This window comes from Maritimimonas sp. 2210JD6-3, assembly GCF_056591795.1.
Map to the genome: position 1 here is coordinate 61,837 of NZ_JBWQOJ010000016.1, position 6,550 is coordinate 68,386.

6 protein-coding genes are annotated in these 6,550 nt (G+C 33.2%); 2 read left to right on the forward strand and 4 right to left on the reverse strand.

Annotation, left to right across the window (positions count from 1 at the left end):
• Nucleotides 1-7 precede the first annotated feature (7 nt).
• The 4 genes from AC1EUY_RS08755 to AC1EUY_RS08770 all read right to left on the reverse strand — a co-directional run bounded on the left by AC1EUY_RS08755 (nucleotide 8) and on the right by AC1EUY_RS08770 (nucleotide 5,017).
• A complete protein-coding gene (locus AC1EUY_RS08755; protein ID WP_480195141.1) occupies nucleotides 8-553 on the reverse strand; it encodes a nucleotide exchange factor GrpE in 546 nt (181 codons plus the stop codon).
• A 104-nt stretch (nucleotides 554-657) separates the two neighbouring features.
• Nucleotides 658-1,968, reverse strand: coding sequence for a UDP-N-acetylglucosamine 1-carboxyvinyltransferase (gene murA, locus AC1EUY_RS08760; RefSeq protein ID WP_480195142.1), 1,311 nt, complete (start codon nucleotides 1,966-1,968; stop codon nucleotides 658-660).
• 14 nt (nucleotides 1,969-1,982) lie between these two features.
• Nucleotides 1,983-2,627 carry a DUF4290 domain-containing protein gene (locus AC1EUY_RS08765; protein ID WP_480195143.1) on the reverse strand — a complete coding sequence of 215 codons (645 nt, stop codon included), beginning with the start codon at nucleotides 2,625-2,627 and terminating at the stop codon, nucleotides 1,983-1,985.
• 56 nt (nucleotides 2,628-2,683) lie between these two features.
• Nucleotides 2,684-5,017, reverse strand: coding sequence for an ATP-dependent helicase (locus AC1EUY_RS08770; protein ID WP_480195144.1), 2,334 nt, complete (start codon nucleotides 5,015-5,017; stop codon nucleotides 2,684-2,686).
• A 199-nt stretch (nucleotides 5,018-5,216) separates the two neighbouring features.
• Here AC1EUY_RS08770 and AC1EUY_RS08775 point away from each other — a divergent pair, with 199 nt between their 5' ends.
• A complete protein-coding gene (locus AC1EUY_RS08775) occupies nucleotides 5,217-5,738 on the forward strand; it encodes a DUF7935 family protein (RefSeq protein WP_480195145.1) in 522 nt (173 codons plus the stop codon).
• 2 nt (nucleotides 5,739-5,740) lie between these two features.
• Nucleotides 5,741-6,505 (forward strand): MBL fold metallo-hydrolase, encoded by a 765-nt coding sequence (locus AC1EUY_RS08780; protein WP_480195146.1) that lies wholly within the window; start codon nucleotides 5,741-5,743, stop codon nucleotides 6,503-6,505.
• Nucleotides 6,506-6,550 lie beyond the last annotated feature (45 nt).

The following is a 6,550-nucleotide window of genomic DNA, read 5'->3' on the forward strand; positions in this document are numbered from 1 at the left end:
CTATATCTTATTGCCCAATTACAACTTTAGGAAAACGAATAATCTTTTCACCTAACATGTATCCTTGTTCAATTACATCTACAATTTTACCTTTCATCTTTTTTGAAGGTGCAGGAATCTGTGTTACTGCTTCATGAATTTCTGCGTCAAAAGTATCCCCGTTTTTGGTAGTTACTTTCTTTAAACCTTTTTGTTCTAAAGTAGTTACCATTTTTTGGTAGATTAACAATACTCCTTTTCGTAATTCTTCGGCTTCTTTATCTTCTTCTATGTGTGTTAAAGCACGCTCAAAATCATCTAAAACTGGCAGTAAAGCTGTCATTACGTCTTGACTTGCTGTTTTAAATAATTCTATTCTTTCTTTAGTAGTTCTCTTTTTATAGTTTTCGAATTCTGCAAATAAGCGTAAATATTTATCTTTTTCTTGTGCTAATAATTCCTCAGAAGTTGGTTCTTCAGTAGCTTCTTGAATATTTTGAGCTTCTTCTTGCACTGTTTCGTTAGTTTCTTCTACTACTTTATCTTCGTTCTTTATGTCTTCTTTTTTACTCATAATTTTAGTTGATTGTTCAATCAGATATAGATGTGCAAAAGTACTGCCAATATTGACATTATGTCAAAATGACATTGGTTTTTACAATGAAAAGTATATTAAAACTAATCTACTCGAGTAATTTTGGCTCCTATGGCTTTAAGACGACCGTCAATATTTTCATAACCGCGATCTATCTGATTGATATTATGAATCGTTGAAGTTCCTTTTGCAGATAAAGCGGCAATTAGTAGAGAGATACCTGCTCGAATATCTGGTGAAGTCATGGTTGTAGCTTTTAATTGTGATTCGAAATCATGCCCAATAACGGTGGCTCTGTGTGGATCACATAGAATTATTTTCGCTCCCATATCTATGAGTTTATCAACAAAGAATAAGCGGCTTTCAAACATTTTTTGATGAATTAAAACACTACCTCTAGCCTGTGTAGCTACCACTAAAATAATACTCAATAAATCAGGAGTAAATCCTGGCCATGGCGCATCTGAAATGGTTAAGATTGAGCCATCAATGTAATTTTGAATTTCATAACCATCCTTATGTGCTGGAATATGAATATCATCACCTTTACGTTCTACGGTAATTCCTAATTTTCTAAAAACATTAGGTATTTGCCCCAAATCATCCCAACTTACATTTTTAATCGTTAGTTCACTTTTGGTCATGGCAGCTAAGCCCATCCAACTTCCGATCTCAATCATATCAGGCAACATTCTATGTGAAGTGCCGCCTAAGGACTCTACACCTTCAATTTCTAAGAGATTAGAACCTACGCCAGTTATTTTCGCACCCATTCTATTTAGCATCTTACACAACTGCTGCAAGTAAGGCTCACAAGCCGCATTATAGATACTCGTTTTTCCTTCTGCCAATACGGCCGCCATTACTATGTTTGCGGTACCTGTAACCGAAGCTTCATCTAGCAGCATATAAGCACCTTTAAGCCTATCGGCCTCTACCCCATAAAAATGATCTTCTTTGTTGTATCGAAATTTAGCTCCAAGATTTATAAAACCTTCAAAATGAGTGTCTAGTCTTCTTCTTCCAATCTTATCTCCTCCTGGTTTAGGTATGTATCCTTTACCAAAACGTGCCAGTAACGGACCCACAATCATAATCGATCCTCTCAAACCAGCTCCCTCTTTTTTAAATTCTGCTGATTCTAGGTACTTAATATTTACATCATCAGCTTTAAATGTGTAAGAACCATGTCCGTTTTTCTGAATTTTTACGCCTAAGTTTCCAAGCAAGTTTATGAGCTTATTTACATCTACAATATCTGGTATATTATCAATTTTTACTTCTTCTGGGGTTAATAATACAGCACATAAAATTTGTAAAGCTTCATTTTTGGCTCCTTGTGGTGTAATTTCTCCTTTTAATTGATGTCCTCCTTCAATTTTAAATGTTCCCATGCGTTAGTTGATTTTTAGCGTCTTTTTCTATTTCTATTTTTTTGATTCTTCTTGTTATTGCTATTGTTATTGTTTGAATTTTTTGATTTACCGCGTAGTAAGGTCTTACTTTCAGACAAAGTTTCTGCATCACCTGTCAATTGTAATTTACCGTCTGAAAGCTCCGCTAAATGATCAAAAATCACTTCATCCTCAACGGTGTCTTTATTCCAATTTAAATAGCATTTTTTCATGTGATTCGCTATAGTAAAAACTAAGGCTTCTTTCATCTCACCATCATCCCAGGTAAGCGCTACATCAATCATTGTTTGAATATTATTACCGTAGAATTTATATTTAGAGGCCGATTTAGGATACCCTAAGGCATCAGGCTTGGCCGTTAATTCTTCTTTTGAAGGCTGCGGATATGGTGAATCTGCTTTCAAGTTAAAATCAGACATAATAAACAACTGATCCCATAACTTATGCTTGAAATCTGGTACATCACGTAAATGCGGCTGTAGATTTCCCATCACATCAATAATAGCATTTGCCATTTTATTACGCTCCTCTTTAGTTTCAAGCTTCACACAATGATTTACAAGTTTTTGAATATGACGACCGTATTCTGGGATAATTAAATGTTCTCTCTCTGAATTATACTCTAAATCAAACTCCATTTTTATTTTTTTATTTCTTTTGACAAATAAACAATTATTTCTATAAATATGCTCGGTTAAGTTAAGATTTTAAGCTTGGCAAACTGCAGTAGCAACTTCTTATTACCAGCGTTCTCAAATTTAATTTCTGCCTTCTTATTAGAACCTCTTCCTTCTAAACTAAGTACTTTACCTTTACCAAATTTTGCATGCTCTACAATATTACCAACAGCTATTTCACTATCAAATAAATTTGTGTTATCACTTGATGTAGTTACTTTTTTTAGATTTTTGGGAACATTCAATACTACTTTCTTAGGAATCGTTTTTGGCGTTTTCGTTTTATTAATTGTTCGCTGAATTGGTTTTTTAAAACGTATCCTATCTTGCGGTACACTTCCAAAGATACCTTCATCGACAAATCGGTTAATCGATTTTGGTAATTTAGGTTTCAAATATTCTACAAATTTATCGTCTATTTCTTCAATAAACCTACTCGGTTCGCAATCAATAAGTTTACCCCATCGATACCTCGTTTGCGCATAGCATAAATATGCTTGTTTTTCTGCTCGGGTTAATGCAACATAAAATAAGCGTCGTTCTTCTTCTAACTCACTTCGTGTATTCATACTCATTGCTGAGGGAAATAAGTTCTCTTCTAAGCCAACTATAAAAACATATTGAAACTCAAGCCCTTTTGCTAAATGTATGGTCATTAGCGACACTGCATTTTCATTATGCTTTTTATCATTGTCAAAATCGGTGGCAAGCGCTACATCTTCTAAGAAAAAGGATAATGATGCATCTTCATTTTTCTCATGTTGTTCAACTATAAAATCTTTAATACCATTTAATAGTTCTTGTACATTCTCAACTCTACTAACTGCTTCTGGCGTACCCTCTTTTTCTAAATCTTTTACAATACGTGTTTTTTTAATGACATGATCAGCAACTTCAAAAGCATTCTTAGAGTGCATTTCTATTTGAAAGCTTTTAATCATCGTCATAAAATCATTCAGCTTGTTTTTTGTTCCTGAATTGATCTTTAAATCAATCTTATCTAGATTCTCTAAGATTTCAAAAATAGATCGTTTATAGTGATTTGCAGCTACGGTTAATTTATCTACCGTAGTCTGACCAATACCCCTTGCCGGATAATTGATAACACGCTTTAAAGCTTCTTCATCATTTGGGTTTACTAAGAGGCGTAAATACGACAAAATATCTTTAATCTCTTTGCGCTGATAAAAAGAAAGTCCTCCATAAATTCTATAGGCTATGTCTTTCTTTCGTAGCGCATCTTCAATAGCACGCGATTGTGCATTGGTTCGGTACAAAACAGCAAAATCATTATTTTTTAGCTGATTATTTATTTTGATATCAAAAATAGTATCTGCCACAAAACGACCTTCTTCGCCATCAGAAACGGTTCGCATAATTTTTACTTGCTCTCCTTTTTCATTAGAAGTCCAAATTTCTTTGTCTAGTTTGGTTTTATTCTTTTCTATAACACTATTAGCAGCTTCAACAATATTACTTGTAGAGCGGTAATTTTGTTCTAGTTTAAATATTTTAACATCTTCATAATCTTTTTGAAAGTTTAAGATATTTTGAATGTTTGCTCCACGAAATGCATAGATGCTTTGTGAGTCATCTCCTACAACACAGATATTTTGAAAACGATCAGCCAAGGCTCTTACGATTAAATATTGTGAATGGTTAGTATCTTGATACTCATCTACTAAAATATATTTAAATCTATTTTGGTATTTCGCTAAGACATCAGGAAAACGTGTCAATAATTCATTGGTTCTCAATAAAAGATCATCAAAATCCATCGCACCTGCTTTAAAACAACGCTCTACATATTGATGATAGATATCTCCTATTTTTGGTCTATTTGCCATTAAATCAGCTTCCTGTAATTCAGGAGAATTAAAATAGGCTTTGACTGTAATCAGGCTATTCTTGAATTGTGAAATGCGTCCTAATACTTGTTTTGGTTTATACTTATCTTTATCGAGTTGTAATTCTTTTATAATTGATGTTAGTAATCGAACAGAATCTTGTGTATCGTAAATCGTAAAATTTGATGGATATCCTAATTTATCTGCCTCAGAGCGTAGAATACGGGCGAATACAGAATGAAAAGTACCCATCCAGAGATTTTTAGCTTCACTTTGACCCACAATTTGTGCAATACGATTCTTCATTTCTCGTGCTGCTTTATTCGTAAAAGTTAATGCTAGAATACTAAAAGCATCGATATTTTGGTTCATTAAATGTGCAATACGATACGTCAAAACACGTGTTTTACCCGAACCTGCCCCAGCAATAATAATCATTGGACCATCTTTATGCAAGACCGCCTGTTTTTGAGCTTCATTTAAATTATCGAGATATTGAGACACTGTAAGAAAATATAATTGCTAAAGTACAATTGTGTGTTATGTACTGCAACAAAAGTTATTGACAAATTAGATGAGTTTTCAATAAATAAATTTAGATATAGTATAAGTAAAATTTTTATTTAGATTTTTTAAAAAATCATAAAAAATAAGTTTCATTTAGTTTCGTTAAATTTGATGACCTAACTTTTTAAAATTCTTAATGGAGACTACAAAATTTATTGAACTATTAGCTTATACGATTCCTGCAATTGTTACGGGTACTGTTGCGTATTTCTTTTTTAAACAACACACAAAGAATGAACATAGCCGCAGAGGTTACGAACTAATGAAAGCTAAGCAAAAGGTGGCATTGCCTACACGTTTACAAGCCTATGAACGTATGACCTTATTTTTAGAACGTATTTCGCCTACTAAACTATTGGTAAGAATAAAACCTAATAGTACCGATAAAATAGCGTATCAACAAAAATTAGTGAGTGCCATTGAGTCTGAGTTTGAACATAATTTAGCGCAACAAGTATATATAACCAGTGATTGTTGGAATGCTATTATTACTGCTAAAAATACCACCATGCAATTAATACGTACTGCAGCCGCTAATATAAGTGTACCCGATGCTGCTGCATTACAACAGCATATTTTAACAGAATTATTAGATAAGCCAGCACCAAGTATAGCAGGTCTGGCATTTATAAGAGAAGAAGCTCAAAAAATATTTTAATTATGATACAAAAATTCCTCTTTTACCTGATTTTATTGCTTATAAGTATTAGTACACATATAAACGCCCAAAGACCTGAAGCAGATGTAATTAAATCTGATGATGGTGACATCATAATACAGCCCATTCTTCACGGTACACTCGTATTACAATGGAAAGGTAAAATGATTTATGTAGATCCGTATGGTGGAGCTGAACGCTTTAAAGGTTTAGCAGCACCTGATATGATTTTAATTACCGATATACATGGAGATCATATGAATTTAGAAACGCTTAAAGGTCTTGACACCAAGAAAGCAAAGTTTTTGGTGCCTCCAGCGGTAGCTAAAAAACTAAAAGCTGATTATGAAAAACAATTGGTTATTATGAAAAACGGAGCCATTCATGCGGAAAATGATATCTTTATTAATGCTTTACCTATGTATAATTTACCTGAAGATAGTACTTCTCGTCACCCTCGTGGTCGTGGTAATGGTTATTTTTTAAACCTAGGCGGAAAAGGTATTTATATTAGTGGAGATACAGAAGATATAAAAGAAATGCGTAGTTTGCGTGGCATAGATGTGGCATTTGTATGCATGAACTTACCTTATACCATGGATGTTAACCAAGCCGCAAACGCTGTATTAGAATTTAAACCTAAAATAGTATATCCATATCACTATAGAGGTAAACCAGAGATGAGTGATACCAAAAAGTTTAAAGAATTGGTAACTACTAAGAACAAAAGTATTGATGTACGCCTAAGAGATTGGTATCAAAATTAAATATACTACCTATATAGAATATAAGTGTAATACACTTATATTATA